The sequence below is a fragment of the Streptomyces sp. NPDC087270 genome (assembly GCF_044744625.1).
Classification (GTDB): Bacteria; Actinomycetota; Actinomycetes; order Streptomycetales; family Streptomycetaceae; genus Actinacidiphila.
Genome location: NZ_JBIUYR010000031.1, coordinates 46,408 through 72,302 on the forward strand (window position 1 = coordinate 46,408; position 25,895 = coordinate 72,302).

Sequence of the window (25,895 nt, forward strand, 5' to 3'; positions counted from 1 at the left end):
CCGTCGGCCCGCGCCGCAGGCCGCTCGCCCGCCTTGCCGCCGGCCCGCAACCCGCTCGCGCGCCCCGCCGACCACCGCGCGGCCGACCGCTCCGTGACCGTCATCGCCTCCCGGGACGGTCGCCCGATGGCGGTCGCGGGTGATCTCCGGTTCCCCGCACCAGCACCAGGCGGCGAATCCGGGGACGGAGGATCTGCCCCCACGCCCGGGACGGGGCCCGGGCGCGGGCGGCCCCCCGAATCCGCCCTGCCCCTCACCGCACCCGCGCCGCCGCCCACCTGACGCGAGCCGCGCGCAAGGGCCGGTCCCCGGACCACGAGTCGGAGGACCGGCCCTGCAGACGTGGGCGCGGTGGCGCTCCCACGTGGCAGCCCCTCCGACCTGCGCCTAGCGTGGGACCGACCTCGGGGGGTGCGCCACTCGCGCTAAGGAGAGCACCTCATGGCCCGTGGCACCCAGGGAACCTCTGCGGGCTCGGACGTGGGCGGCGGCACGAAACGGCCCCGGCGTCCGAGCGTCGTCGACTCCCCGAACCACCGCTGGTGGGTGCTGGGCGTCGTCGCCCTCGCCCAGTTGATGGTCGTCCTGGACGCGACCATCGTGAACATCGCGCTGCCCTCCGCCCAGACCGCACTGGGATTCAGCAACGGCAACCGGCAGTGGATCGTCACCGCCTACGCGCTCGCGTTCGGCTCCCTGCTGCTGCTGGGCGGCCGGCTCGCCGACCTGATCGGGCGCAAGAGGACGTTCCTGATCGGTCTGGTCGGTTTCGCGGTCGCGTCGGCCATCGGCGGTGGCGCGCCGAGTTTCGAGGTGCTGGTCGTGGCCCGCGCCTTGCAGGGCATGTTCGGGGCGCTGCTCGCCCCCGCGGCTCTGTCGCTGCTGACGACGACGTTCACCGACCCCGGAGAGCGCGCGAAGGCGTTCGGCATCTACGGCGCCATCGCCGGTGCGGGCGGCGCGGTCGGCCTGCTCCTCGGCGGCCTGCTCACCGAGTACCTGAACTGGCGCTGGTGCCTGTACGTCAACCTGATCTTCGCCGTCATCGCCTTCATCGGCGGCATGCGCCTGCTGCGCGCGGGGACCCCGCCCGACCGCCCCACCCTCGACCTTCCCGGCGCGATCCTGGTCTCCGGCGGTCTGTTCTGCATCGTCTACGGCTTCTCGAACGCCGAACGCCACCCGTGGGGCGCCCCGAGCACCTGGGGTTTCCTGCTCGTCGGGGTCGTGCTCCTCGTCGCCTTCGTGTGGTGGCAGGGGCGCGCACGCCAACCGCTGCTGCCGCTGCGCGTGGTGGGCGACCGCGACCGGGGCGCGTCGTTCCTCGCGATGTTCATCTCGGGCGCGGGCATGTTCGGCGTGTTCCTGTTCCTGACCTACTACCTGCAACGGACGCTGCTGTACTCGCCGGTGAAGACCGGCCTGGCGTTCCTGCCGATGGTCGCCGTCATCATGATCGTGTCGGTGACCACGACGAACCTCCTCGTGCCGCGCTACGGCGCGAAGCCGATCGTCCCGACCGGCATGCTGCTGTCCGCCGGCGCGATGGCGTGGCTGACGGCGCTCGACCGCAACAGCACCTACGCGGCCCATGTGCTGCCCCCGCTGCTCGTCCTGGGTGTGGGCCTGGGCATGATCTTCGCCACCGGTATGAACCTCGCCACGGCGGGCGTCAAACCCCGAGACGCGGGCGTGGCCTCGGCGATGGTGAACACCTCGCAGCAGGTCGGCGGCTCCATCGGCACATCACTGTTCAACACCCTGGCCACCAGCGCCGCGACCCGGTACGCGGCGGGCAAGCCGCCGTCCGCCGCGGTCGCCGCCCAGGCGCAGCTGCACAGCTACTCGGTCGCGTACTGGTGGGCCTCCGGGTTCTTCGCCGTCGGCTTCGTGGTCACCTTGCTGCTGTACCGGCGCGGTGTGCCCGCGAGCCTGTCGGACCCGACCGCCCAGGGCGGCGCCGCGGTGTGAACCGGGCGGCTGGGGCGGCGGCCGCCTGCCGATGGGCGTGCCGCGACGCGGCCGTATCCACATCGCGGAATGCCCGTGCGGGCAGTTGGTGCCTACAGCTAGCGTTTCGCCATGGCAGCGAACGGCAAGGACACGACCGGTCCCACGCAGCCGGTGGTCGCGGCTCTCGACGCGGTCAGCGTTCGCCGGTACACCACCGGCCAGGTCATCCTCGACGACATCGACTGGACCGTGCGCTCCGGTGAGCACTGGGCACTGCTGGGCGCCAACGGTGCCGGCAAGACGACCATGCTCCGGTTGATCGGCGCCCTCATGCACCCGACGACCGGTTCGGTCGAGGTGCTCGGCCACCGTCTGGGCCGCGTCGACATGCGAGAGCTGCGCGCCCACATCGGCCTCGTGTCCTCCGCGCAGAAGGTCCCGCAGGACGCGACCGCGCACACCATCGTGCTGACCGGCCACACCGGCACCGTGCAGCCGCTGTGGCGCAAGTACGACGACGAGGTGCGGGAGCGGGCACACGCCCTGCTGGCCGAGTTGGAGATCAAGGAACTCGCCGACCGCGCCTTCGGCGTGTGCTCCGGCGGCCAGCGGGCGCGCATCCTGGTGGCGCGGGCGCTGATGGCCGACCCGTCGCTGCTGCTGCTCGACGAACCGTTCAACGCGCTCGACCTGCCCTCCCGCGAGGACCTCATCGACGCCATGCACCGGCTCGCGACCATCCGCACCGCCCTGGCCACGATCACCGTCACCCACCACTTGGAGGAGCTGTCACCGGCCATCGGCCACGTGCTGCTCCTCAAGGAGGGCCGGGTGCTCACCGCGGGTCCCGCCGGGGACGTCCTCACCGCGGAGCGGATGAGCGAGTGCTTCGGCCGGCCGATCGAGGTCAGCCGCCACGAAGGCCGGTGGCTGGCCCGCTCAGGGCGCCGCTGACGGCCTGCTGGGCCCGACAGGCTCCCAGCGGTCGGATTCGGGACGAAAGCGCCGCAGACGGCCGCTCAGCGGCTTGTGGAGGAGTCGGCTGCGCGCTCAGCGGAGCCAGGGCAGGTCCGCGCCCTGCGGGTGGTGCAGGCCGTCGGCGATGATCCGGGAGATCTCCCCGAGCTGCTCGGCCTGTTCCGGGCTGAGCCGCTCGAAGATCGCCGTGCGGACCGCGGTGACGTGCCCGGGTGCGGTGCGCACCAGCTCTTCGTACCCGGCGTCGGTCAGCACCGCGAGCTGCCCGCGACGGTCGGAGGGGCAGTTCTCGCGGCGCAGCCAGCCGTTGCCCTCCAGGCGCGCGACGGCGTGCGAGAGCCGGGAGCGGGTGATTTTGGTCCGCTCGGCGAGATCGGTCATCCTCATCCGGCGCTGGGGCGTCTCGGAGAGCGTGCTGAGCAGTGCGTAGTACATGTGCGGCATGCCCGCGTCCCGCTGGAGCTGGCGGTCGAGATGGTCCTCCAGCAGGGTCGTGGCCTGCAGGAAGGCACGCCAGGTCGCCTGCTCGTCTTCGGTCAGCCACTTCATGCGCCCATCGTAGGGCCCCTCATTGAAGCTTCAATAAAAACGGATCATCGGATGTGACGCGCCTCACTTATACGCGGGAAATATCCGGGGACCGACTCCCCGTTTAACCCTGCGTACGGAAACGGGGAGACCCTCCGCTTCGCCACCGGCCCTCCCGGGCCCAGCTGACACCGGCACCCAGACCGCCGAAAGGAGCTTGGTCGTGACGCTCGACATCGGCACCGCCGCCAAGCCGCGCACCGCGAGGCTGCGTGCGGACGCCACCCGCAACCGCGAGCGGATCGTCGAAGCCGCCCGCGAGGCGATCGTGGAGTTCGGCCCGGACGTCCCCCTGGACGAAGTGGCGCGTCGCGCCGGCGTCGGCAACGCCACGCTGTACCGCCACTTCACGGACCGCACCGAACTGGTCCGCCAGGTCGCCCTGTCGGTGATGGCCCGTACCGCGCAGCGCGCCGAGGACGCACTCGCCGAGGAGCCCGACGCCCTCTCGGCACTCCAGCGGTTCGCCTTCGAGGCCGCTGAAGAACGCATCGGCGCCCTGTGTCCCATGCTGTCAACCGCGTTCGACCGCGCCGAGCCCGCGGTGGACCACGAAGCACGCCGCATGGAACGCGCGATCACCGCGATCATGGACCGGGCCCAGTGCTCCGGCCAGATACGCGGCGACATCGCGGTCGGCGACCTCATGGTCGCGCTGACACAGCTCACCCGGCCGCTGCCGGGCACCGGCTGCATCGGCTTCGACCGCTTCATGCGACGGCACCTGCAACTCTTCCTCGACGGACTGCGCGCCCCCGCGCGGTCGACGCTCGAGGGGACCGCCGCGACCCTGGAGGATCTGCAAGGCTGCCATTAACCGTTCGCTTGTCACCCCGGGCGGGTATTAGCGTGGGCGACTTCGCCGCGCCGTCGATCACTCCACGGATCGCGACCCGCACGCAACGGCCGACCAGTACGGCGGCCGACCGGCGCCACAGAAGACCGCTCGTCTCCCCCGTGCGCCGGAACCGGGTTGAGGACGCCGATCCCACCCGGACCACTTGCTGACACACGTCCCCACGTCCTGTCACTCCGCAACTCGTTCTGTGAGACCACACATGCCTGAACAGCTCCAACCTGATCCGAAGCGCTGGACAGCGCTCATATTCATCGCGCTCGCCCAGCTGATGGTCGTGCTCGACGCGACCGTCGTGAACATCGCGCTGCCATCCGCCCAGAAGGCGCTGGGCATCTCCGACGGCAACCGCCAGTGGGTCATCACCGCCTACACCCTGGCCTTCGGCGGCCTGCTCCTGTTCGGTGGCCGCATCGCCGACATGTGGGGACGCAAGAACGCGTTCGTCGTCGGCCTGCTCGGTTTCGCGGCCGCCTCCGCCCTCGGCGGCGCGGCGGTCAACCCGGCGATGCTCTACGGCGCCCGCGCCCTGCAGGGTGCCTTCGGCGCGCTGCTCGCGCCCGCCGCCCTGTCGCTGCTCGCGGTCATGTTCACCGACGCCAGGGAACGCGCGAAGGCGTTCGGCGTCTACGGCGCCATCGCCGGCGCCGGCGCTGCCGTCGGCCTCATCCTCGGCGGCGTCCTCACCCAGTACCTGAACTGGCGCTGGGTGCTCTTCGTCAACATCGCGTTCGCCGTGGTCGCCGTCATCGGTGCCGTCATGTACATCCACGAGCCCGCCAAGGGCCGCAACCGCAACCGCCTCGACATCCCGGGTGTGGTCCTCGCGAGCGCCGGCCTGATCGCCCTGGTCTACGGCTTCAGCCGCGCCGAGGCCGACGGCTGGACCTCCAGCATGACGATCGGCCTGTTCGTCGCCTCCGTGGTGCTGCTGGGCTCGTTCGCCTACGTCGAGGCGCGCGTCCGCAGCCCCCTGCTGCCGCTGCGCGTCGTCACCGACCGCAACCGCGGCGGTATCTACCTCTCGCTGGGTCTCGCCGTCATCGGCATGTTCGGCCTGTTCCTGTTCCTGACCTACTACCTCCAGCAGGTCAAGGACTACTCGGCGCTCAAGTCCGGCTTCGCCTTCCTGCCGATGGTCGGCGGCATGATCGTGGGCTCCACCCAGATCGGTGCGCGACTGATGCTGCGGGTCCGCCCGCGGCTGCTGATGGCGCCCGGCTTCCTGGTCGCCGCGATCGGCATGGCCATCCTCGCCCAGATCAAGGTCGACTCCAGCTACGCCGAGGTGCTGCTGCCCGGCCTGGTCCTCATGGGCCTGGGCATGGGTACGGCGTTCATGCCGGCCATGAGCCTGGCGACGTACGGGGTGCGGCCGGAGGACGCCGGTGTGGCGTCCGCCATGGTCAACACCTCGCAGCAGGTCGGCGGCTCCATCGGCACCGCGCTGCTGAACACCCTGGCGGCCAGCGCGACCACCTCCTGGGCGGCCAGCCACATGCACAGTGCGGCTGACAAGACGAACCCGCTGCTGATCAACGAGGGCGCGGTCCACGGCTACTCCGTCGCCATCTACGTGGCGATGGGCATCCTGCTCGCGGCCTCGGCCATCGCGTTCACCTTCCTGAACGCCGGTGTCCAGAACACGGGGACCCGTGCCGACGGCGACGACTCCCTCGAGGACATCGCCATCCCGGTCGTCGCACACTGACGATCGAGCGCCGCGCCCCAGGCGCCGACGCGTAAACGGCAGGTCCCCGTCGCCCCGGGTTTTCCCGGATGCGACGGGGACCTGGCGTTTGTGTCCGCCGTGTCCGCCTCGGTTCCTGCCTTGCTCGACGAGGCACCGAAGCCGTTCAATCCGCCAGCCGTGCCCTTCGCGATACGTCGAATCGGCAGGGGTACACGCGTCCTACTGCTCAGCCGAACTGGACGGAACGCTTGGCCAGCCCCATCCAGAAGCCGTCGATGATGCTGCGCTGACCGCCGATCTCGGACTCGGCGGCGCCGAGCGTGACGAACAACGGCGCGAAATGCTCGGTACGCGGATGTGCCAGCCGCCCCGAAGGGGAGGCGTGCTCGAAGTCCAGCAGCCCGTCGATGTCCTGGGCTCCCAGCGCCCGATGCCCCCAGTCGTCGAACTCCGTCGACCAACTCGGCGGCCCGTCGCCCGCATGCCGCAGTGCCGCCAGGTTGTGCGTGAAGAAGCCGCTGCCGACGATCAGCACGCCCTCGTCACGCAGCGGCGCGAGTTTGCGCCCGATCTCCATCAGCTTCTGCGGCTCCAGCGTCGGCATCGACACCTGGAGCACCGGGATGTCGGCAGCCGGGAACATCTCCACCAGCGGCACGTACGCGCCGTGGTCCAGGCCGCGCTCAGGGACGTCCTGCACCGGCCGCCCGGCGCCGCGCAGCAACTTGCGCACATCCTCGGCGAGCGCCGGGGCGCCAGGGGCGTCGTACGTCACCTGGTAGTAGTGCTCGGGGAAACCCCAGAAGTCGTACACCAAGGGGGCGCGGCCGGTGGCGCCGATCGCCAGAGGCGCCTCCTCCCAGTGCGCCGAGACGATCAGGATCGCCTTCGGACGGGGCAGAGTGGCCGCCCAGGCGGCGAGTTCCCCCGGCCACACGGGGTCGTCCGCCAGCGGCGGCGCGCCGTGCGAGAGATAGAGCGCGGGCATGCGCTCCGGTGCCGCCGTGGTCATTACGCCTCCTTGAAGTTTCAACCGTATGCCTTGACGGTATCCCATGAGATTGAAACTTCAAAGAGCCGCCTCGGGTGGTCCGCGTCCTGGAGGCCGGGTAGGGCGCGATGTCAGGCGAGCCGCTTCTCGAACCACGCCACGTCGTGGTACTCGCCGAACTTGCGACCCACCTCCTCGTACAGCCCGACCTGCCGGAACCCGAACCGCTCATGGATGCGCACCGACGCGTCATTCGGGAGAGTGACGCCCGCGTACGCCCGGTGGACGTCCTCGGCTGCCAGCGCCTCGAAAAGCCGCTCGTAAAGCAGAGTTCCGATGCCGCGCCCTCCGACATCGGACGCCAGGTAGATGCTGGTCTCCACCGACGTCGCATACGCGGCCTTCGGGCGGAACGCGCTACTGGTCGCATAACCGAGAACCCGCCCGTCCGAACCGGGTATCCGAGCAACCATCAGCCGGTGAGGGCCGTCTTCCGGATGGGAGAGCAGCCACGGACGGCGTTCGCCGGGCGTGAGGGGAGTGACGTCGAACGTGACAGCCGTCTCGCGGACGTAGTGGTTGTAGATGTCCGTCAGGGCTGCCAGATCGGCCTCGCCGCCGGGGTCGACCTGCACGTTCATACGATCTGCCACCATGTGGCCTCTCTGTGTGGCGGAACAGGGTACTGCATGATCATAAAAAACAGGTGACGACTTGGGAATTGTGTCCGTATTCCAGTCGTTATCCAGAACGGATGGGGCAGCCGCAGAACTAAGGAAGCCGCACACGGCGGAAGCCGACGAAGCGACCGTACCGATCCGACAAACAGACCGACCGCACCTTCGAAAGGGAGCACGCATGGCAACCCGTGCCGTCGCCCGTCGTCACGCAGGCGGGACCAGCAGCGTTCGCGCCGCAGGCGGGGAAGTCGCCGACCGCGACCTCGTCGGCATGTACCTGGACGAGATCGCGCGCACACCGCTGCTCGACGCCGCCAGGGAGGTTGAGCTCTCCCGCGACATCGAAGCAGGCGTCTATGCGGAGCGCATACTCACCGCCGACGCCGAATTGCCCGCGTCCGCGGGCAGCGACGCCAAGCGCGAGGAACTCGAAGCGCTCGTCGCCGCAGGCGAACGCGCCAAGGACATCTTCATCCGCTCCAACCTGCGCCTGGTCGTCGCCGTCGCCCGACGCTACCCGCGCAGCGGTCTGCCGCTGCTCGACCTGATCCAGGAGGGGAACGCCGGCCTGGTCCGCGCCGTCGAGAAGTTCGACTACGCCAAGGGCTTCAAGTTCTCCACCTACGCAACCTGGTGGATTCGCCAGGCCATCACACGCTCCATCGCCGACCAGTCCCGCACCATCCGGCTGCCCGTCCACCTCGTCGAGGAACTCGGCAGGATTCGCCGTGTCCAGCGCGAATTCAACCGTGAGAACGGCCGAGACGCCGAACCCTCCGAGATCGCCACCGAACTCGGCTCCACCCCCGAGCGCGTCTCCGACGTCCTGGACTGGGCCCGTGACCCGGTCTCGCTCAACATGTCGGTCGACGCCGAAGGCGAGACGGAATTCGGTGACCTCGTCGAAGACGGCGCCGCACCCTCCCCGGAGGACTCGGTCCTCGTCATGCTGCGCCGCGAGGAACTCGACGGCCTCATCGACCGCCTCGACGACCGCACCGCGTCCATCATCCGGGCCCGCTACGGCATCGTGGACGGCCGCGAACGCACCCTTACCGAGGTCGGCAAGGAACACGGCCTCACTCGCGAACGCATCCGCCAGATCGAAAAGCACGCGCTCGCCGACCTCAAGCGCATGGCCCGCGCCACCGGCCTGGACTACGAAGCGGCATAACCCACCGCCACGCAACCCGTGGCCCCCAAGACCCGAGCCCCGGTGCATCCCCCCCGCGCCGGGGTTCGGCCTGTCCTGCCACCGCCTGCAGGGCGCGGAATGAGACGCTGCCTGGCATGAGCGACGACCGCGCCGGCAACAGCGACAGACCCGACGCACCGGACCTGGCGAACCACCCCAGGGAACGCCCCGACGAGCCGCACCACAACGGCCTCGGCGCCCGCCTGAACTGGCTGCGTGCCGCCGTCCTCGGCGCCAACGACGGCGTGGTCTCCACCGCCGGCATCGTCGTCGGCGTCGCCGGAGCCACCGACTCCCGCTCCGCGCTCCTCACCGCCGGCCTGGCAGGACTGCTCGCCGGCTCCCTGTCGATGGCCGCCGGCGAGTACGTCTCCGTCAGCACTCAGCGCGACTCCGAGCAGGCCGCGCTCGCCGTCGAACGCGAAGAACTCGCCGCCACCCCCCAAGCCGAACTCGCCGAACTCACCGGCCTGCTCGAAGAACAAGGCATCACCCGCGAACTCGCCCATGAGGTCGCCAAGCAACTCACCGCCCGCGACGCCCTGGGCGCCCACGCCCGTGTCGAGCTCGGCATCGACCCGAACGAACTCGCCAACCCCTGGCACGCCGCCTGGGCGAGCTTCGTCTCCTTCACGGCCGGCGCCTTGCTGCCGCTGCTCGCCATCGTGCTGCCACCCCACGGCTGGCGCCTGGCTGTCACCGTCGTGTCCGTACTCGTCGCGCTCGTCACATGCGGCAGGATCAGCGCCCTTCTCGGCAACGCCCCGGTACGCCCAGCCGTCGTCCGTAACGTCGCAGGCGGCGTCATCGCGATGGCCGTCACCTACGCCGTTGGCACGCTCCTTAGCGCCACCGGGGTCTGAGGCAGGTCCGGCCCACACTCAGGAACCGGCGAACGCTGCCTCCGGATCACCAGACGACGAAGGAGACCAGTACAGCAAGCAGAAGAGGGCGGTGCGGTCCAACCGGAGCTACCCGTCTTACGGCCCCTCCAGCCGCCCGGTGGCCAGGAACCGCTCCAGACACTCCAGATACGGCCCGATATCCAGGCCCTGCTTCAGCAGCCACGCGTCCGCGTAGTACTTCTCCACGTAACGCTCGCCCGGATCGCACAGCAGCCCGACGACGCTGCCGCGCTCGCCGCGCTCACGCATCTCGGAGATGATCCGGAACGCCGCCCACAGGCCCGTTCCCGTCGATGCCCCCGCCCGCCGTCCCAGCAGCTTCGCCAGGACGCGGACGGCGGCGACCGAGGCCGCGTCCGGTACCCGCATCATGCGGTCGATCGCACCCGGCACGAAACTCGGCTCCACCCGCTGCCGGCCGATCCCCTCGATCCGCGAACCCGTCGCGGTCGTCGCGCTAGGGTCGTTGTCCCGCCAGCCCGGGAAGAACGCCGAGTTCTCCGGATCGGCCACGCAGATACCCGTCGTCGCCTGCGCGTAGCGCACGTATCGGGCCAGAGTCGCCGAGGTGCCCCCCGTCCCGGCCGTCGCCACGATCCAGGTCGGGACCGGATGGCGTTCCGCGGCCATCTGCCTGAAGATCGACTCCGCGATGTTGTTGTTGCCCCGCCAGTCCGTCGCCCGCTCCGCGTACGTGAACTGGTCCATGTAGTGGCCGCCGGTCTCCTTGGCCAGCCGGGCAGCCGCCTCGTACACCTCGCTCGGGTTGTCGACCAGATGACATCGGCCGCCCTGGAACTCGATCAGCTCCACCTTCGCCCGTACCGTTCCGCGGGCCATCACGGCCACAAAGGGGACACCGATCAGACGGGCGAAGTACGCCTCCGAGACCGCCGTCGAGCCGCTCGAAGCCTCGATCACCGGGCGCCCCGGCCTGATCCATCCGTTGCACAGGGCGTAGAGGAACAGTGAGCGGGCCAGCCGGTGCTTCAGCGAGCCCGTCGGATGAGTCGACTCGTCCTTCAGATAGAGGTCGACGCCCCAGTCCGCCGGGAGCGGAACTGACAGCAAATGGGTATCGGCGGACCTGTTGGCGTCGGCATGGACCTTCGCCACAGCAGTGCTCAACCAGCGACGGTACGTGGGGTCGCTTCGGTCGAGGTCCATTACCTGCACGAGTCCGCTTGCGTGCGGTGGCGCTGGGGACGGCGTCGGCTTCGGGGTGTCCATGAGGCCAGGTATATCCGGCCGGGTGCCTCAAACGGACACTTGGGGTATCTCCGTACACCTTCTTGGGTGGGGACGGCTCCCGCGAGTCCTGTGCGGCGCCGTACCCTGGTGCCATGACCACAGGCGACGAGACCGGACGCGAGCCCGCGACATCGGGCCCGGGACCCTCCGTCCGCCCCACCACGGGCTGCCGGCCTTCGGTCGGGGTGCCGTCCTCCGCGGCTGCCGGGTTGGTCTTCGACGACCCGCTCGACCGGCCGGCGGCCGACGACACCGACCGGGGCTGGGGCGATTCCCCTTCGGGCGGGGCGGACGACGACTTCACGCGCTTCCTCAACGAGAAGCCGCCGCACCACATCTGAAGCAGGTCCCGGCCGCTGACCCTGTCACCGTTCCCACGGACCGCGTTCGCCGCACCGATCAACTGCCGGCACCAGCGCTGCGGGCGGCACTCACGTCCCTGACGTCCCTCAGCGGCAGGGTCTCGTCGCCCTTGAGGTTCACCATTCTCGGCCTTTTGTGACAGGACGAGTGCCCAGCGGGGTCCGTCATACCGAATGCACCGACGAGCGGACCGATGAACTCGCTCGCCGCCGAGTTCGCGATATTGCTGAACACGGCACCGGTGAGCGCCACGACGATGAGATCGATCATATTGCCGTGTGTGAGAAGTTCCTTGGACCTGGCCGGCAGGTTCGGATTGCCTTTGCCGCACAGTGTTGTGCGTCTCCTCGGCTCCCGATGCGGCGGATTGATGTGTGCCGTCATGAAGGGTGCTGGGGCCCGTGGCTGTCTGATTGCTCTTCGTGGGCGGGCGGTTCAGCACAGCGTCACCCCCAGGGGCGACGTCGCGGCGGCTCCGGACAGTGCCGCGGCCGTGCGACGCGGCACGGCCAGCACGATCAGCGCGCCGCCACTCGTGCCGGCGTTCTCAGGCGCTACGGGACTCGCCTGCTGGAGCTCAGCTGAACTTGGCGGTACCGACACCACGGCGACACTCGAAGCCACCACCCGGGCGCCGGCGAGCACATCCACACGCGCACCCGGGCGCAGCAGAGCTACCGTTTCCGGATCGGCGATCCGTACCGGTGCCTTCACCAGCCGCGTCTCGGGACTCATACGCGACGCGGGGGTGGTCGGGGAGGTCCGCGCGGTCGCGCGGGGTGCCGCCTGTTCGCGCCGTGGCGAAGCGCCGTGTGCCGAGGAGACCGCAACTACCGCTGCCACCACGGCCAACCCGGTGGCAAGGTGCCGCCGTCTACGTCGAATCGCCGCACCGAGCCTTCCTCCGCCTCGTCCGCCTGCGCGGATGGGCGGGAAGACCGGCACCGCGACGCGTGGCGGTGTGTACGACTCGGGCGTGCTGGATGCCGATCCAGGGTGCGGCCCGGCAGGAACGCAGGATGCGGAAGACATGGGGGGATTGGGGAAATTCATGCTCGAACACCGCCCGACGTGGAGGATACGCCGACCGCAATCAGTCGGCGTATCCACGATGACGCATTTCCCGCAACATCGTTCGAGCACCTGTGGATAACCGACACCCTGTGGATAACGGGTCGCCTAGCAGGGTGAAAATTATTCTGCTCGTTGACTTATCGGGTCGGCGTCGCTAGGGAAGCGTGATGCCGGGTTCCTGGCCGCCCAGCGGGTTGACACACAGGCAGTTCCGTTCGCTGTCGGCGGGCAGCGCTTTGACCACATCGAAGAGGACGTCGCGCATCCTCCCGACATTGGCGGCGAACACCTCGAGCACCTCCTCGTGCGAGACGCCGTCACCGGTGTCCGCGCCCGCATCCAAGTCGGTAACCAGCGTCAACGACGTGTAGCAGAGCCCGAGTTCCCGGGCGAGGACGGCTTCGGGGTGCCCGGTCATCCCCACGACCGACCATCCTTGCGCGGCGTGCCATAGGGATTCCGCGCGAGTGGAGAACCGCGGTCCTTCCACGACGACCAGCGTCCCCCCGTCCACGGCGTCCCAGCCGCCGGCCCGCGCAGTGCTGATCGCGGCGCTCCGGCCGACAGGGCAGTAGGGGTCGGCGAAGGTCACATGAACCACGTTGGGCGCCTGCCCGTCGGCTCGGGTCTCGCCGTCGAAGTAAGTCTGGACGCGGCCTTTCGTCCGATCGACCAGCTGGTCGGGGATGAGGAGGGTGCCCGGACCGAACTGCGCGCGCAAGCCGCCGACCGCGCACGGCCCGAGGACCTGGCGCGCGCCGACCGCCGCGAGCGCCCACAGATTGGCGCGGTAGTTGATCCTGTGCGGGGGCAGATGATGCTTGCGGCCGTGTCGCGGCAGGAATGCCACCCGGCGTCCGGCGACCTCGCCGATGAACAGGGAGTCACTGGGAGCGCCGTAAGGAGTATCGACGGTGACTTCTGTCACATCGTCGAGAAACGAGTAGAACCCCGATCCACCGATGACGCCGATCTCGGCCTGCGCCTGCGCGCCGCTGCTCTCCACCATGTGGATCAGCCTAATCGGCGGCCGGAGACACGACGAACCCCTGCTGTAGGGACAGCAGGGGTCCGTAAGGTCTTGGAGTGTCGGGCCGGGGACGAACGTGCGGGTCAGGCGGCCGACGTGCTGCTCGACGACGACGAGGAGGTGCCGGACGTCGTCGTGCTGCTCGAACTCGACGATTTGCTGCTTTCGGTGGACTTGGTGTCCGAACCGCCGCTCTTGGGCGCCGGGGTGCTACTCGACGACGAGCCGCGGCTGTCGGTCCGATAGAAACCGGAGCCCTTGAAGACCACGCCCACCGCCGAGAAGACCTTGCGCAGCCGTCCGGCGCAGTTGGGGCACTCAGTCAGCGCGTCATCGCTGAACTTCTGCACCGCCTCTAGGGCCTCGCCGCACTCGGTGCACTGGTACTGGTACGTCGGCACTTGCTCCTCCTGGCACTCTCACTTGTTGAGTGCTAACGACGCTCAATAGTGCAGTATTTCCCGCCGTCAGTCCACTGAGACCGGCGGACGGTGACCGATCCCACCTGCCACGCCCGCTCCCGAGGGAGCGGGCACCAGCCGCCCGCGGAGCCCGACGAGCACCACGAGTGCCAGCGATGTGCCCACCAGCGGCACCACGAAACCGGCCGACGAGCCTCGCGCGTCGGTCAGCAGACCCGCCACCGTCACCGCTATCGCCTGCCCGAACGCGACGGCCCCGGTCAGCCACGTGAACGCCTCGGTTCGGGCCGTTCGCGGCACCAGGGCGTCGACAAGCGAGTACCCGGTCACGATCGTGGGTGCGATGAACAGACCTGCGATCAGCGGAAGCACACTCAACAAGGCGAGGGAGTGAGCGGCCCACAGAGGCGCGCAGGCCACCGTGAGGCCCACATAGGCGGCGAGCAGCCGGGTGCGGGGCGCATGGCGCCAGGAGACCGCGCCGTAGACCGCACCGGCCGCCATGTTGCCGGCCGCGAACGTGCCGTAGAGCACGCCGTTGAGCCCCGGCCTGCCGACTTCCTGCGTGAACGCGGCGAGCGACACCTGCATGCCGCCGAACACTGCCCCGACGCCCAGGAACGCGACCGCCAAGGCACGCACCCCCGGCAGCGACAAGGCGGAGGTGTGCGCCCTTCCCTCGCTTGCCGACGCTTGGTGCGTATGCGGCTCGGATCGTCGTTGGGCCGCGAAGAGCATGCCGCCGACGAGGGTCAGCGCGGCTTCGGCGACCAGCCCCGCCGCCGGGTGGACCGCCGTGCACAGAGCCGTCGCGATGACGGGACCCACCACGAAGGTGAGCTCGTCGGTCACCGACTCGAAGGCGGCCGCGGTCTGCATGAGGGGCGACAGCGGATCGTCCAGCGCGACAGCCCAGCGCGACCGCACCATGGGCCCGACCTGGGGGACGGTGGCACCCGCCGGCACGGCTGTCGAGAGGAGTGCCCACGCCGGTGCCCCGGACACGGCCAGCACCACCACTGCCGTGACGGACAGCGCGTGCAGGACGACTCCCGGGAGCAGGACCGCGCGCTGCCCGTAGCGGTCGGCGAGTCGGCCGCCCTGCGGCGCGCACAGCGCACTCGCCGCCCCCGTGATGGCCGCCGCTGCACCCGCCATCCCGTAGGAACCCGTCGCGTGCCGGACCAGCAGCACCATGCTGATGGTGAGCATCGCGAACGGTTGCCGCGCGGCGAGGCCGGGCAGGACGAACGCCCAGGCGCCGGGGGTGCGCAGGAGGCTGCGATATCCCGGGCTACGAGCTTCCCCGTCCGGCTGCGGGCCCGAGGCGGTCGAACCTGACGCCTGTGGCGCCGGTCGGGGAGGCGAGGAGGGCATGGGGGAAGGCGAAGGGGTGGGCACCTTGGATGCCACGATCCGGACTTTCTGCCGCCTGGTGACGCGTACACGTGCCTTTGGCCGCGCTCGCGCCGAGGACCGTCCGCTCAGCGCGGATCACCGCGCCGGTCCTGCGTCAGGCAGGGGTCGCACTCGACTAATACCGGATCATCATACGTAAACCTCACCTCGTGTCCGCCACCCGAAGTCATCAGCCGCCGCTCAGCCAGCCCGCCAGCTTGCCGCCGCGTCCGACGGCGCGAAGCCTGTCCTCCGTCGCGTCACGTACCGGATCGGTGGTCACGACGAGTAGCTCGTCCCCCCTGCGCAGCATCGTCGCCGGCAGCGGCACGAAGCTCTTGCCGTCGCGCACCACGAGCGTCACAGCGGCGCCCTGCGGCAGTCGCAGCTCGCCGACCTCGACGCCGTGCATCTTGGAGCCGCCCGGGATCGCGACGGACAGCAGGTGCCCTTGCAGCCGTTCCAGGGGCGCGGACTCGATGCCCAAGTCGGCGGTCCCGGCGCCGTCGACGTCGCCCAGGTGCAAGTGCCGCGCCATCCAGGGCAGCGTCGGTCCCTGCACCAAGGTGTAGATGATCACAAGGACGAAGACGATGTTGAAGATCCGTTTGCTGTCCGTGACATCGGCGACCATGGGGATGGTCGCCAGGACGATGGGCACCGCCCCCCTCAGCCCGGCCCATGACATCAGCGCCTGGTCGCGCCATGGGACGCGGAACGGCACCAGGCTGACGACGACCGACGCGGGTCGGGCGACCAGCGTCAGGAAGAGCCCGATGACGATGGCGGGCACTATGTCGTCGCCCAGCTCGTGCGGAGTCACCAGGAGCCCGAGCAGCACGAACAAGCCGATCTGTGCGATCCACCCCAGCCCTTCTGCGAAGCCGCGGGTCGCGGGGCGGTGCGGCAGCTTGGCGTTGCCCAGGATGAGCGAGGCGAGGTAGACGGCCAGGAAGCCGGAGCCGTGCGCCATGGCGCCGGCAGCGTAGGCGGCCACCGCGATGGCCATGACGGCGATCGGGTACAGGCCGGACGCCGGCAGAGCGACGTGCTTGAGGGCGTACGCGCCGAACCAGCCCACCGCCAGGCCGATGGCGGCGCCGATCACCAGTTCCAGCGCAATCTCGCCGAGCAGTTGGTACCAGTGGTCGATGGGTCCGGCCGCGGAGAACGCCACCACGAGGATCACCACCGGGGCGTCGTTGAACCCCGACTCGGCCTCCAGGACGCCGGTCACCCGTTTGGGGAGCGAGATGTTCCGCAGCACCGAGAACACGGCGGCGGCGTCCGTCGACGACACCACCGCGCCGATGATCAGCGCCTGACGCCAGCCGAGGCCGACCAGGTAGTGTGCTGCGCCGGCGGTGATGAACACGCTCGCCAGCAGGCCGACGGTGGCCAGGACGGCGGCCGCCGGAACCACGGGTTTGATCTCGTGCCACTTCGTGCCGAGGCCGCCCTCGGCGAGGATCACCACCAGCGCCGCGTAGCCCAGCACTTGAGTGAGCTGAACATCGTCAAAGGTGAAGCCGAACAGGCCATCCTGTCCGATAATCACGCCGATGCCGAGGTAGATGAGGAGCGTCGGAAGCCCGCTGCGTGAGGCGAGCCGCACGGCGACCACAGCGACCAGGAGGACCGAGGCGCCGATCAGCAGGATCTCGTTCAGGTGGTGGACAGTCAGGGGCTCGATCCTTTCAACTTCATTGCCTTACCTAACAATTTACCCTCCCTTGACGTTCCTCGGTCCACGGCATGGTCACCTGGACGCCGCGTCTCCCGGCCACAGGCCGTACGCCTATGGTTGCCCTTGCACCATCAGCACTTGATCATCCGGTCCACCCTGCCCCTCGAAGGACAGCGATGCCCGCACGGAAGAAGTCCCGCCGCCTACGCCTCATCGTGATTGCGGTCGTGCTCCTGCTCGTGGCGGGCCTCGGCTACGGGTCGTACTGGAGCGTCAGCACGGTGCGCGCCTCCTTCCCGCAGACGTCGGGCTCCTTGAAGCTCAAGGGCCTGTCCGCGCCGGTCGACGTCGACCGGGACGCCAACGGCATCCCGCAGATCTACGCCGACAGCCCCGACGACCTCTTCCGCGCCCAGGGCTACGTTCAGGCGCAGGACCGCTTCTACGAGATGGACGTGCGCCGCCACCTCACCTCCGGGCGGCTGTCGGAGATGTTCGGCAAGAGCGAGGTCGAGACCGACGCCTTCCTGCGCACCCTGAACTGGCACGGCATCGCGCAGAAGGAGTACGACACCGAGCTCGACTCCTCCACGAAGGAGTACCTGCGCGCGTACACCGACGGCGTCAACGCGTACCTGAAGGACCACAGCGGTGCCTCGCTGTCGGTGGAGTACGCCGCGTTGTCCTTGAGCAACAGCTACAAGCCGGAGCCCTGGACGCCCGTCGACTCGGTCGCATGGCTGAAGGCCATGGCATGGGACCTGCGCGACAACATGCAGGACGAGATCGACCGCACCTTGATGACGAGTCGACTCAGCCAGGCGCAGATCAAGCAGCTGTATCCCGACTATCCCTACAGTCGCAACCAGCCGATCGTCGATGCGGGTACGGTCGACCCGGCCACCAAGGTGTACAAGCCCGCGGGTTCGGCCGACTCGCAGAGCAACGCCGGCTCAAGCGACCCGCAGGGTCTCAGCAGCACTGTCGACACCCAGCTTGCCGGGATTTCTCAGATCATCGACCAGATGCCCACGCTGCTCGGTCCGACCGGCAGCGGCATCGGATCGAACTCCTGGGTGGTGTCCGGTCAGTACACGACAACGGGCAAGCCGCTGCTCGCCAATGATCCGCACCTCGCGCCGCAGTTGCCCTCCGTCTGGTACCAGATGGGTCTGCACTGCCGCACGGTGAGCAAGTCGTGTCCCTACGACGTCACGGGATTCACCTTCTCCGGCATGCCCGGTGTGATCATCGGCCACAACCAGGACATCGCCTGGGGTATGACCAACCTGGGTGCCGATGTGACCGACCTCTACCTGGAGAAGGTCACCGCGAAGACGTACCTGCGCGACGGCAAGCAGGTGCCGTTCACGACCAGGCGCGAGACGATCAAGGTCGCCGGCGGAAAGCCCCGTACCATCACCGTCCGCGAGACGAACAACGGACCGGTGATCTCCGACCGTAGCGACGAACTGCGCACCGTCGGAGAGACCGCGCCCGTCACCGATCCGCCAGGGGGCGTCAACGGCGGTTACGCGGTCGCCCTGAACTGGACCGCGCTGCAGCCGTCGAAGACCATGGACGCCGTCTTCGAGCTCGACAGGGCGACGGACTTCACCCAGTTCCGCGCGGCGGCTGCGGACTTCGCCGTGCCGTCGCAGAACCTCATCTACGCCGACACCAAGGGCAACATCGGCTACCAGGCGCCAGGCAAGGTCCCGATCCGCGCCACGGGCGACGACGGCACCTATCCCGTGCCCGGCTGGGACTCGCACTACGACTGGAAGAAGTACATCCCCTTCAAGTCGATGCCGTACGAGTACAACCCGCCGAGCGGGTACATCGTCACCGCGAACCAGGCCGTTATCGACCAGAGCAAGTACCCGTACCTGTTGACGAACGACTGGGACTACGGCACCCGCAGCCAGCGCATCAACGACCTCATCGCGTCCAAGATCAAGGACGGCGGCAAGATCTCCATGGACGACATGCAGTCCATGCAGAACGACGACAGCAGCGAGATCGCCAAGCTGCTCGTGCCGTACCTGCTGAAGATCAACATCAAGAATGACAAGGGCAGTTATGTGCGTGACGCACAAAAGCTGCTCGAAGGATGGGACTACAACCAGGATTCGGACTCGGCGGCGGCCGCCTACTTCAACGCAGTGTGGCGCAACGTCCTGAAGCTGGCGTTCGGCAACAAGCTGCCCAAGGAGCTACGTCCCAAGGGCCAGTGCCTGAGGGTGCCGCCCGTGGGGGAGACCGGTCCGGTCGACGACCTCGACGGCAAGCCCAAGACGATCGAGGAGTGCGGCGAGCGGGACGCCGACGAGGCGCAGCCCGACGGCGGCGACCGCTGGTTCGAGGTGGTCCGCAACATCCTCCAGCAGCCCGACAGCCAGTGGTGGACGATGTCCACGACCGCGTTCTTCGGCGTCGACCAGAACCCGGCCCACCGCAGTGACCGCGACCAGCTGCTCGAGCAGGCCATGAAGGACGCCCGCTACGAACTGACCGCCAAGCTCGGCAAGGACATAGACACCTGGAGCTGGGGCCGGCTCCACAAGCTGGACCTGAAGAACCAGACGCTGGGCACCGACGGTCCCGGTGTCCTGAAGTGGATGCTCAACCGCGGCCCCTGGCAGCTCAGCGGCGGCGAGGCGGCCGTCGACGCCACCGGCTGGAACGCGGCCGGCGGGTACGACGTCGAGTGGGTGCCCTCCATGCGGATGATCGTCAACCTCCAGGACTTCGACAAGTCCCGCTGGATCAACCTCACCGGCGCCTCAGGACACGCCTACAACGCTCACTACACCGACCAGACGAGCCTGTGGGCCGCGGGGAAGCTGCTGCCCTGGTACTTCTCCGACAAGCGCGTCGACAAGGCGACAAAGGCGAAGATGGCGCTCACTCCGTAGCTGTGCCGCCCGGGTAACGGAAGCGGCGCACACCCTCGGGAGTGATGGCGGCGTCGACGAGGTGGTCGTGCGGTTCACGCGGAACCGCGTCGACCACCTCGTGCGCGTACAGGAGCACTGCGAGCGCGGGATGCGTCCCGGCCGCGGACAGGCGCTCCAGCACCCGGTCGTAGGAGCCGCCGCCGCGGCCCAGGCGCACGCCGTGGCGGTCGACGGCGAGCCCGGGCAGCAGCACGGTGCTCGCCTGCGTGACCGCCTGTGGTCCCAGGCGCGCGCCGCTGGGCTCCAGGAGGCCGCGGGAGGTACGTTCAAGGCTGCCAGGGCCGTCGTAGCCGGCCCAGTCGAGGTCGTTGTCGGCCTGAAGCACCGGAAGCAGTACGCGCGTGCCGTCGGCGTGCAGGGCGGCGATCAGATCATGCGTTCCAGGCTCAGTGCCCATGGATGCGTAGGCGGCCACCGTCCCGGCCCTTGCCAGCGGCGCCCAGTCACGTACCCTCTGCACCAGCGCCGCGCTCGCCGCCTGGCGTTCATCCGCGGTCAACGCGCGCCTGGCCTCCAGGAGCCGTACCCGCAACTCGGCCTTGCGCGTTCGAACCCCGCTCATACCATGCCCAAGCATTGTGTATAAGCCATAATCCACCCGTTCTTCATCTTCTCCACATTCTTCGCCGCTATGGTGCACGGCATGACGAGTACACGTACACGGATCTCCAAGGCTGTCATCCCGGCGGCGGGGCTGGGGACCAGGTTCCTGCCGGCCACCAAGGCCACTCCCAAGGAGATGCTGCCGGTGGTCGACAAGCCGGCGATCCAGTACGTGGTCGAGGAAGCGGTCGCGGCGCAGTTGTCGGATGTGCTGATGGTCACCGGACGCAACAAGCGACCGCTGGAGGACCATTTCGACCGCAACTACGAGCTCGAGGAGGCCCTGCGCCGCAAGGGTGACGAGTCCCGGCTCGCCAAGGTTCGCGAGTCGAGTGACCTCGCCACCATGCACTACGTGCGCCAGGGCGACCCCAAGGGCCTGGGGCATGCCGTGTTGTGCGCCGAACCGCACGTCGGTGACCAGCCGTTCGCGGTACTGCTCGGCGACGACCTCATCGACCCGCGCGACCCGCTGCTGTCACGGATGATCGCCGTCCAGGAGGAGTACGGGGGGAGCGTCGTGGCACTCATGGAGGTGGAGCCGGCCAGCATCCATCTGTACGGGTCGGCCGCCATAGCGCCCACCACTTACTCCGATGTCGTGCGTGTCACCGACCTGGTCGAGAAGCCCGAGACCTCACAGGCACCGTCCTTCTACGCCGTCATCGGACGCTACGTGCTCGACCCCGGGGTCTTCGAGGTGCTCAAGAAGACCCAGCCGGGCCAAGGCGGTGAGATCCAGCTCACCGACGCGCTGCGCGAGTTGGCCCACGAGGAGACCGACGGCGGCCCCGTCCACGGCGTTGTCTTCACCGGGCGCCGCTACGACACCGGCGACCGCGGCGACTACCTGCGTGCGATTGTCCGACTGGCATGCGAACGTGAAGACCTGGGGCCCGATTTCAGGACCTGGCTGCGTTCGTACGTCAATGAGGAGATGCAAGAGTGAGTCACGACGTCGATCGTTTGTGGTCCGTCACAGAACACCTGGACAACATCCTGGGGCAGCTCTCCCCGCTGGACCCGATCGACCTGCAACTCCTCGACGCCCAAGGGTGCGTACTGGTCGAGGACGTCACGGTGCCGACCTCCCTGCCACCGTTCCCGAACAGCTCCATGGACGGTTACGCCGTCCGGGTCGCCGACACCAAGGCCGCGACCACCGACCACCCCGCCGTACTCGATGTGATCGGCGACATCGCCGCCGGCAGCGGCGAGCCACCCACCGTGGGGCCCGGCCAGGCCGCCCGCATCATGACCGGAGCCCCGCTTCCCCCCGGCGCCGAGGCTGTTGTCCCCGTCGAGTGGACCGACGGTGGCACAGGCGGTGGGCCGGTCCGCTCCATGGCGTCCTTCGGTGACGACCCCGGGGGCGCCGGCGGTGAGGTGCGCGTGCACAAGGCTCCGGAGACCGGGCAGTTCGTACGGGCCCGCGGCAGTGATGTCACCGCGGGGGAGTTGGCACTCGCCGCAGGCACCGTGCTCGGCGCGCCCCAGATCGGACTGCTGGCCGCGATCGGCCGCGGTACGGTCACCGTCCGACCGCGCCCCCGGGTCGTGGTCGTCTCCACCGGCAGCGAATTGGCCCAGCCAGGTGAGGAACTGGGCCCGGGCCGTATCCACGACTCCAACAGCTTCGCCCTGACCGCCGCGGCCAGGGCCGCCGGCGCCATCGCGTACCGGGTCGGCGCGGTCGTCGACGAGGTCGAGACGCTGCGCGCCACCATCGAGGACCAGCTCATCCGCGCGGACATCATCGTCACCAGCGGGGGAGTCAGCGTCGGTGCCTACGATGTCGTCAAGGAGGCGCTGTCGTCACTGGGCGGATCGTTCGGCGAGGACGCGGAGGAGGCCGCCGGGTACGTCGACTTCCGCACACTCGCGATGCAGCCGGGCAAGCCGCAGGGCTTCGGGCGGATCGGCCCCGAGCGCACACCGCTGCTGGCGTTGCCGGGCAACCCGGTGAGCGCCTATGTGTCGTTCGAGATGTTCGTACGACCGGTCATCCGCACGCTCATGGGCGCGGGTGACGTTCATCGGCGGGTCGTACAAGCCGCGTGCACCACCGCGATCGAGGATTCGCCGGACGGCAGGCGGCAGTTCCTGCGTGCGCAGTACGACAAGCGGTCCCGTACTGTCACCCCTGTGGGTGGCGCCGCTTCCCACCTGGTCAAGGCCCTTGCGCACGCTGATTCACTGATCGTCGTACCGGAGGCCGTCACCTCGCTCTCCGCGGGCAGCGAAGTCGACGTGGTCGTGCTGGACTAGCACCCGGCATCCCGGCTCGCGGGCCAGCGCGCCACGCCCGGTCGCAGGCCGGTACGGTGTCTGCCCAAGCGACCGCACCGGGAGAACGATGAGCAGCGCGCAGCAGCACCTCACCCACGTAGACGAGGCAGGCGCAGCCCGCATGGTCGACGTCTCCGCGAAGGACGTCACCGCACGTACCGCGCGTGCCACCGGGCGCGTCCTGGTGGCTCCCCATGTCGTCGAACTCCTACGCGCCGACGGCCTGCCCAAGGGCGACGCGCTCGCGGTCGCGCGGGTCGCCGGCATCATGGGCGCCAAGCGCACGCCTGACCTCATCCCGCTGTGTCACCCGCTGTCGCTGTCCGGTGTGAAGATCGACCTGGCGGTCACCGATCAGGCGGTCGAGATCACCGCGACGGTCAGGACGACCGACCGCACGGGCGTCGAGATGGAGGCGCTGACCGCTGTCGCGGTCGCTGCGCTCACCGTTGTCGACATGGTCAAGGCCGTCGACAAGGGTGCCGTCGTCACCGATGTGCGGGTCGAGGAGAAGACCGGCGGTAAGTCCGGCGACTGGCGGCGGCCATGACCGCGCGCAGCGGCGGCCGACCACCGGGCCCGCCGCGCGCCCTGGCGGTCACCGCGTCCAACCGGGCCTCCGCGGGGGTGTACGAGGACCGCGGCGGCCCGCTGATCGTCGCCGCGCTGGCCGAGTGGGGCTTCGCCGTGGACGGCCCCCAGGTGGTCCCGGACGGGGAGCCCGTGCGGGAGGTGCTCATCGCGGCGGTCGACGCGGGCTACGACGTCGTGGTCACCACCGGCGGCACCGGGATCTCACCGACCGACCGCACCCCCGAGGTCACCCGTGCGGTGCTCGACTACGAGGTACCGGGCATCGCAGAGGCGATCCGTGCGGCAGGCGGGCGGAAAGTGCCCACCGCGGCGCTGTCCCGTGGTGTCGCGGGGGTCGCCGGCCGCACCCTGGTGGTGAACCTTCCCGGATCGACCGGCGGGGTGAAGGACGGCCTTGCCGTACTCGCGCCGATCGTCGTACATGCCGTCGATCAGATCCGTGGCGGCGATCACCCGAAAGAGCAGTCGGATCATCACTCGGACGATGATCCGCAATCCGTCACTGGGAGACCGAGCTGAACGGGTCCTGGCCGGCCGAGTTGGTGGACGGTGACATCACCCTCCGCCCGATCCGGATGCGTGACCAGCGCGCATGGCGCGAGGTCAACCGGCGCAACCGCGACTGGTTGCGCCCCTGGGAGGCCACGGTGCCGCCCGCGCCGCCGGGGCAGGTCGTACAACGTCCCACATACCGTCAGATGGTCAGACATCTGCGCCGGGAGGCGAACGCCGGGCGCATGCTGCCGTTCGTCATCGACTACCAGGGGCGCCTCGCGGGTCAACTCACCGTCGCGGGAATCACCTGGGGCTCCATGTGCTCCGCGCACATCGGCTACTGGGTGGATGAGGCGGTCGCCGGCCGGGGAGTGATGCCCACATCCGTCGCGCTCGCCGTGGACCACTGCTTCCGGCGGGTCGGGCTGCACCGGGTGGAGGTGTGCATTCGCCCCGAGAACGGGCCCAGCCGCCGGGTCGCCGAAAAGCTCGGCTTCCGCGAGGAGGGGCTTCGTCCGCGCTATCTGCATATCGACGGCGGATGGCGCGACCACCTCGTCTACGCGCTCACCGCGGAAGAAGTGCCCGACGGACTCGTCAGCCGATGGCGGCAGGCAAGGCCGGGCGCGCCCCAGAAATAAGACTATTGTTCGACGGTAAAGCTCATCGCGCGTTCATCGCACAAAAATCTCGACGTATCAGCCGGATCGTGCGACACACCGGGCCGAATTGCCAATGGCGTGTCTCGATCCCCCCTACCGTGTAGCACGTGAGCAGTAGCGGCCTCATCTACGCAGTCATCGTCGGGGCCTGGGCTGCCTACCTGGTGCCGATGTGGCTCCGTAGGCAGGACGAGCTCAACGAAGCGCGTCCGACGGAACGCTTCAGCACCGCCATCCGGCTGCTGTCCGGGCGGGCGGCGATGGAGCGGCGCGTCGCCAAGGCGCGCGGTGAGACCGTCGACCCCGCCGCCGACGCACCGGACGACGACGCCGACCCGGACGAACCGGACGCGTCGGTCGACGTCCGGGGGCTGGCCGTGCCCGCGACCGAGGTACGGCGCCCCGCGGCGCGCCCGGCGCCCGCCGCCCAGGCTGCCGGCTCCCGGGACGCGGGCAACCAGCGAGCCCAGTTGCTCGCCCGGCGCCGCCGCACCACCACCACGCTCTTCCTCGCCTTCACCATCGGCGCCATCGCCGCGGCCGTGGGGGGTGTCGCGCTCCTCTGGGTCCCCGCCATCCCTGCGGTACTGCTGACCGTCTACATCGGTCAGATGCGCCGCCAGGAGCGCCGACGCTACGAGGTGCGCCTCGACCAGCGGCGCGCCGCCGAGGCCGCGCGCCGCCTCAGGGCCCCTCGGCCGGCGGCTCCAGCGGCCGAGCGCGGTCGCGACCGTGACGAGCGCCAGGCGCCCGCCCCCGCTGCCCAGGGTGCCCGCCCGACGCCCTCTGCCGTACCCGCGCCGTCGCCCCGCTCCGCCGATCGCCGCGCCCTGGTCGAGCAGACCGACCACGCCGAGTGGGTCGACCAGCAGCGCGCGCAGCAGTCCGCCGACGACGGCTGGGCGCCCGTACCGGTGCCGCTGCCCACCTATGTGACCGCCCCTGTCGCCCCTCGCACGTCCCGGGGCGTCGACCTCGGCGCACCCGACACCTGGAGTTCGGCCCGTTCCGGTACGACGCCCGGCGATTCCGCGGCGGCGCGCGAGCAGCGTGACCGCCGCGAGGCCCCGCAACCCCGGGAGGCGGCCGAGCCGCGCGAGCAGCAGCAGCCGGCGCGCCGCCCGCGCACCACGCGGACCCCGCTGTTCGACCAGTACGCCGACCCCGACCGCCCTCGCGCCGCCAACGAGTGAGCCTGGTGAACCAGCCGATATCAGGTTCACGACCA

Annotated in this window: 25 protein-coding genes; 14 read left to right on the top strand and 11 right to left on the bottom strand. The window is 69.4% G+C overall.

Going from position 1 to position 25,895, the window contains the following annotated elements; translation table 11 throughout:
• Window positions 1-441: 441 nt before the first annotated feature.
• Window positions 442-1,971 (top strand): MFS transporter, encoded by a 1,530-nt coding sequence (locus ACIPAE_RS38160; protein ID WP_402451856.1) that lies wholly within the window; start codon window positions 442-444, stop codon window positions 1,969-1,971.
• A gap of 111 nt (window positions 1,972-2,082) precedes the next feature.
• Entirely contained in the window at window positions 2,083-2,907 is an 825-nt protein-coding gene (locus tag ACIPAE_RS38165; RefSeq protein ID WP_366409907.1) for an ATP-binding cassette domain-containing protein, read from the top strand.
• A 96-nt stretch (window positions 2,908-3,003) separates the two neighbouring features.
• Here ACIPAE_RS38165 and ACIPAE_RS38170 read toward each other — a convergent pair whose 3' ends face one another.
• The gene (locus ACIPAE_RS38170) at window positions 3,004-3,480 is read right to left on the bottom strand and encodes a MarR family transcriptional regulator (RefSeq protein WP_329368432.1); all 477 of its coding nucleotides are present in this window, start codon (window positions 3,478-3,480) and stop codon (window positions 3,004-3,006) included.
• Between the two features lie 202 nt (window positions 3,481-3,682).
• On the opposite strand from ACIPAE_RS38170, the gene ACIPAE_RS38175 reads away from it, so the two are divergent.
• Together ACIPAE_RS38175 and ACIPAE_RS38180 are read left to right on the top strand one after the other, a co-directional pair.
• A complete protein-coding gene (locus ACIPAE_RS38175; protein WP_366409908.1) occupies window positions 3,683-4,336 on the top strand; it encodes a helix-turn-helix domain-containing protein in 654 nt (217 codons plus the stop codon).
• A 241-nt stretch (window positions 4,337-4,577) separates the two neighbouring features.
• Window positions 4,578-6,086 (top strand): MFS transporter, encoded by a 1,509-nt coding sequence (locus ACIPAE_RS38180; RefSeq protein ID WP_329368436.1) that lies wholly within the window; start codon window positions 4,578-4,580, stop codon window positions 6,084-6,086.
• A 208-nt stretch (window positions 6,087-6,294) separates the two neighbouring features.
• Here the strand turns inward: ACIPAE_RS38180 and ACIPAE_RS38185 are convergent, their stop codons facing one another.
• Window positions 6,295-7,080 carry a dioxygenase gene (locus ACIPAE_RS38185; protein WP_402451861.1) on the bottom strand — a complete coding sequence of 262 codons (786 nt, stop codon included), beginning with the start codon at window positions 7,078-7,080 and terminating at the stop codon, window positions 6,295-6,297.
• Between the two features lie 110 nt (window positions 7,081-7,190).
• Window positions 7,191-7,700 (bottom strand): N-acetyltransferase family protein, encoded by a 510-nt coding sequence (locus tag ACIPAE_RS38190; protein WP_329368440.1) that lies wholly within the window; start codon window positions 7,698-7,700, stop codon window positions 7,191-7,193.
• A gap of 217 nt (window positions 7,701-7,917) precedes the next feature.
• Between ACIPAE_RS38190 and ACIPAE_RS38195 the strand changes: the two genes are divergently transcribed.
• Both ACIPAE_RS38195 and ACIPAE_RS38200 read left to right on the top strand, forming a co-directional pair.
• Window positions 7,918-8,913, top strand: coding sequence for a sigma-70 family RNA polymerase sigma factor (locus ACIPAE_RS38195; RefSeq protein WP_328464954.1), 996 nt, complete (start codon window positions 7,918-7,920; stop codon window positions 8,911-8,913).
• A 116-nt stretch (window positions 8,914-9,029) separates the two neighbouring features.
• Window positions 9,030-9,797, top strand: a complete 768-nt coding sequence (locus ACIPAE_RS38200) for a VIT family protein (protein ID WP_402451865.1) — start codon at window positions 9,030-9,032, stop codon at window positions 9,795-9,797.
• A 117-nt stretch (window positions 9,798-9,914) separates the two neighbouring features.
• Here ACIPAE_RS38200 and ACIPAE_RS38205 read toward each other — a convergent pair whose 3' ends face one another.
• The gene (locus ACIPAE_RS38205; protein ID WP_402451867.1) at window positions 9,915-11,006 is read right to left on the bottom strand and encodes a PLP-dependent cysteine synthase family protein; all 1,092 of its coding nucleotides are present in this window, start codon (window positions 11,004-11,006) and stop codon (window positions 9,915-9,917) included.
• Between the two features lie 176 nt (window positions 11,007-11,182).
• Between ACIPAE_RS38205 and ACIPAE_RS38210 the strand changes: the two genes are divergently transcribed.
• Window positions 11,183-11,431, top strand: coding sequence for a hypothetical protein (locus ACIPAE_RS38210; RefSeq protein ID WP_402451869.1), 249 nt, complete (start codon window positions 11,183-11,185; stop codon window positions 11,429-11,431).
• Window positions 11,432-11,489: 58 nt separating this feature from the next.
• Here the strand turns inward: ACIPAE_RS38210 and ACIPAE_RS38215 are convergent, their stop codons facing one another.
• The 6 genes from ACIPAE_RS38215 to ACIPAE_RS38240 form a co-directional block, all read right to left on the bottom strand.
• A complete protein-coding gene (locus tag ACIPAE_RS38215; protein ID WP_402451872.1) occupies window positions 11,490-11,723 on the bottom strand; it encodes a hypothetical protein in 234 nt (77 codons plus the stop codon).
• A 165-nt stretch (window positions 11,724-11,888) separates the two neighbouring features.
• Entirely contained in the window at window positions 11,889-12,188 is a 300-nt protein-coding gene (locus tag ACIPAE_RS38220; protein WP_402451874.1) for a hypothetical protein, read from the bottom strand.
• 493 nt (window positions 12,189-12,681) lie between these two features.
• Window positions 12,682-13,536 carry an S-methyl-5'-thioadenosine phosphorylase gene (locus ACIPAE_RS38225; protein WP_402451877.1) on the bottom strand — a complete coding sequence of 285 codons (855 nt, stop codon included), beginning with the start codon at window positions 13,534-13,536 and terminating at the stop codon, window positions 12,682-12,684.
• 104 nt (window positions 13,537-13,640) lie between these two features.
• Window positions 13,641-13,958 carry an FmdB family zinc ribbon protein gene (locus ACIPAE_RS38230; RefSeq protein WP_329368449.1) on the bottom strand — a complete coding sequence of 106 codons (318 nt, stop codon included), beginning with the start codon at window positions 13,956-13,958 and terminating at the stop codon, window positions 13,641-13,643.
• Window positions 13,959-14,024: 66 nt separating this feature from the next.
• Window positions 14,025-15,191: an MFS transporter gene (locus ACIPAE_RS38235; RefSeq protein ID WP_402451879.1), complete on the bottom strand. Its 1,167-nt coding sequence runs from the start codon at window positions 15,189-15,191 to the stop codon at window positions 14,025-14,027.
• Window positions 15,192-15,567: 376 nt separating this feature from the next.
• A complete protein-coding gene (locus ACIPAE_RS38240; protein ID WP_402451899.1) occupies window positions 15,568-17,070 on the bottom strand; it encodes a potassium/proton antiporter in 1,503 nt (500 codons plus the stop codon).
• A gap of 170 nt (window positions 17,071-17,240) precedes the next feature.
• Between ACIPAE_RS38240 and ACIPAE_RS38245 the strand changes: the two genes are divergently transcribed.
• The gene (locus ACIPAE_RS38245; RefSeq protein ID WP_402451881.1) at window positions 17,241-19,982 is read left to right on the top strand and encodes a penicillin acylase family protein; all 2,742 of its coding nucleotides are present in this window, start codon (window positions 17,241-17,243) and stop codon (window positions 19,980-19,982) included.
• Here ACIPAE_RS38245 and ACIPAE_RS38250 read toward each other — a convergent pair.
• On the bottom strand, window positions 19,972-20,586 hold the full coding sequence (locus ACIPAE_RS38250) for a 5-formyltetrahydrofolate cyclo-ligase (protein WP_402451882.1): 615 nt from the start codon (window positions 20,584-20,586) through the stop codon (window positions 19,972-19,974). The genes ACIPAE_RS38245 and ACIPAE_RS38250 overlap by 11 nt on opposite strands.
• Before the next feature lie 81 nt (window positions 20,587-20,667).
• Between ACIPAE_RS38250 and galU the strand changes: the two genes are divergently transcribed.
• The 6 genes from galU to ACIPAE_RS38280 all read left to right on the top strand — a co-directional run bounded on the left by galU (window position 20,668) and on the right by ACIPAE_RS38280 (window position 25,860).
• Entirely contained in the window at window positions 20,668-21,576 is a 909-nt protein-coding gene (galU, locus tag ACIPAE_RS38255; protein ID WP_402451884.1) for a UTP--glucose-1-phosphate uridylyltransferase GalU, read from the top strand.
• On the top strand, window positions 21,573-22,895 hold the full coding sequence (gene glp, locus ACIPAE_RS38260; RefSeq protein ID WP_329368456.1) for a gephyrin-like molybdotransferase Glp: 1,323 nt from the start codon (window positions 21,573-21,575) through the stop codon (window positions 22,893-22,895). The genes galU and glp overlap by 4 nt, the downstream gene beginning before the upstream one ends.
• 88 nt (window positions 22,896-22,983) lie before the next feature.
• Window positions 22,984-23,466 (top strand): cyclic pyranopterin monophosphate synthase MoaC, encoded by a 483-nt coding sequence (gene moaC, locus ACIPAE_RS38265; RefSeq protein ID WP_329368458.1) that lies wholly within the window; start codon window positions 22,984-22,986, stop codon window positions 23,464-23,466.
• A complete protein-coding gene (locus ACIPAE_RS38270; protein ID WP_402451886.1) occupies window positions 23,463-24,029 on the top strand; it encodes a molybdenum cofactor biosynthesis protein B in 567 nt (188 codons plus the stop codon). Before moaC ends, ACIPAE_RS38270 begins: the two co-directional genes overlap by 4 nt.
• Window positions 24,026-24,646: a GNAT family N-acetyltransferase gene (locus ACIPAE_RS38275; RefSeq protein WP_402451901.1), complete on the top strand. Its 621-nt coding sequence runs from the start codon at window positions 24,026-24,028 to the stop codon at window positions 24,644-24,646. Before ACIPAE_RS38270 ends, ACIPAE_RS38275 begins: the two co-directional genes overlap by 4 nt.
• Window positions 24,647-24,774: 128 nt before the next feature.
• The gene (locus ACIPAE_RS38280) at window positions 24,775-25,860 is read left to right on the top strand and encodes a hypothetical protein (protein WP_402451887.1); all 1,086 of its coding nucleotides are present in this window, start codon (window positions 24,775-24,777) and stop codon (window positions 25,858-25,860) included.
• Window positions 25,861-25,895 lie beyond the last annotated feature (35 nt).

Excerpts from the sequence above, each read along its gene's own strand:
- ACIPAE_RS38160 (WP_402451856.1), top strand. The coding sequence starts at position 442 with ATGGCCCGTGGCACCCAGGGAACCTCTGCGGGCTCGGACGTGGGCGGC.
- ACIPAE_RS38225 (WP_402451877.1), bottom strand. The coding sequence starts at position 13,536 with ATGGTGGAGAGCAGCGGCGCGCAGGCGCAGGCCGAGATCGGCGTCATC.
- ACIPAE_RS38185 (WP_402451861.1), bottom strand. The coding sequence starts at position 7,080 with ATGACCACGGCGGCACCGGAGCGCATGCCCGCGCTCTATCTCTCGCAC.
- ACIPAE_RS38170 (WP_329368432.1), bottom strand. The coding sequence starts at position 3,480 with ATGAAGTGGCTGACCGAAGACGAGCAGGCGACCTGGCGTGCCTTCCTG.
- ACIPAE_RS38270 (WP_402451886.1), top strand. The coding sequence starts at position 23,463 with ATGACCGCGCGCAGCGGCGGCCGACCACCGGGCCCGCCGCGCGCCCTG.
- ACIPAE_RS38215 (WP_402451872.1), bottom strand. The coding sequence starts at position 11,723 with ATGATCGATCTCATCGTCGTGGCGCTCACCGGTGCCGTGTTCAGCAAT.
- ACIPAE_RS38205 (WP_402451867.1), bottom strand. The coding sequence starts at position 11,006 with ATGGACCTCGACCGAAGCGACCCCACGTACCGTCGCTGGTTGAGCACT.
- ACIPAE_RS38245 (WP_402451881.1), top strand. The coding sequence starts at position 17,241 with ATGCCCGCACGGAAGAAGTCCCGCCGCCTACGCCTCATCGTGATTGCG.
- moaC (WP_329368458.1), top strand. The coding sequence starts at position 22,984 with ATGAGCAGCGCGCAGCAGCACCTCACCCACGTAGACGAGGCAGGCGCA.
- ACIPAE_RS38190 (WP_329368440.1), bottom strand. The coding sequence starts at position 7,700 with ATGAACGTGCAGGTCGACCCCGGCGGCGAGGCCGATCTGGCAGCCCTG.
- ACIPAE_RS38195 (WP_328464954.1), top strand. The coding sequence starts at position 7,918 with ATGGCAACCCGTGCCGTCGCCCGTCGTCACGCAGGCGGGACCAGCAGC.
- ACIPAE_RS38165 (WP_366409907.1), top strand. The coding sequence starts at position 2,083 with ATGGCAGCGAACGGCAAGGACACGACCGGTCCCACGCAGCCGGTGGTC.
- ACIPAE_RS38250 (WP_402451882.1), bottom strand. The coding sequence starts at position 20,586 with ATGAGCGGGGTTCGAACGCGCAAGGCCGAGTTGCGGGTACGGCTCCTG.
- galU (WP_402451884.1), top strand. The coding sequence starts at position 20,668 with ATGACGAGTACACGTACACGGATCTCCAAGGCTGTCATCCCGGCGGCG.
- ACIPAE_RS38180 (WP_329368436.1), top strand. The coding sequence starts at position 4,578 with ATGCCTGAACAGCTCCAACCTGATCCGAAGCGCTGGACAGCGCTCATA.
- ACIPAE_RS38210 (WP_402451869.1), top strand. The coding sequence starts at position 11,183 with ATGACCACAGGCGACGAGACCGGACGCGAGCCCGCGACATCGGGCCCG.
- ACIPAE_RS38235 (WP_402451879.1), bottom strand. The coding sequence starts at position 15,191 with ATGCTCACCATCAGCATGGTGCTGCTGGTCCGGCACGCGACGGGTTCC.
- ACIPAE_RS38200 (WP_402451865.1), top strand. The coding sequence starts at position 9,030 with ATGAGCGACGACCGCGCCGGCAACAGCGACAGACCCGACGCACCGGAC.
- ACIPAE_RS38220 (WP_402451874.1), bottom strand. The coding sequence starts at position 12,188 with ATGAGTCCCGAGACGCGGCTGGTGAAGGCACCGGTACGGATCGCCGAT.